The organism is Rhodococcus sp. LB1 (genome assembly GCF_001583455.1).
Taxonomy (GTDB): Bacteria; Actinomycetota; Actinomycetes; order Mycobacteriales; family Mycobacteriaceae; genus Rhodococcus_F; species Rhodococcus_F opacus.
The window spans coordinates 1-455 of sequence record NZ_LTCZ01000118.1; the positions used below are offsets into that span (position 1 = coordinate 1).

General features: G+C 67.9%; 1 protein-coding gene. It reads right to left on the minus strand.

From position 1 onward, the window contains the following. A partial coding sequence (locus AZG88_RS53750; protein ID WP_231914070.1) for an IS256 family transposase occupies positions 1–455 on the minus strand: 455 nt, incomplete at both ends.

Genomic DNA, 455 nt, shown 5'->3' on the forward strand with positions numbered 1-455 from the left:
GTTATTACCTTACAGTCACAATGGGTTCGACACCTCTGCCACGAGGCGCCCGGCAGGGTCCCACCGATCGCCGCCACCAACCCGGCGTGCGCATCGGAGGTCACCAACCGCACCCCGCTCAAACCGCGGGCGACGAGCGATCGGAAGAACGCCAGCCAGCCGGCACCGTCCTCGGACGAGGTCACATCCACGCCCAGGATCTCGCGGTAGCCCTCGGCGTTGACGCCGACCGCGACCAGGGTGTGCACATTCACCACCCGACCGTTCTCCCGCACCTTGAGCACAAGGGCGTCGGCGGCGACGAAGGTGTACGGCCCGGCATCGAGCGGGCGGCTGCGGAACGCCTCGACCTGGGTGTCGAGGTCCTTGGCCATCACGGACACCTGCGACTTGGACAGGCTGGTGATGCCCAACGTGTCGACGAGCCGGTCCATCCGCCGGGTGGAGACCCCGAG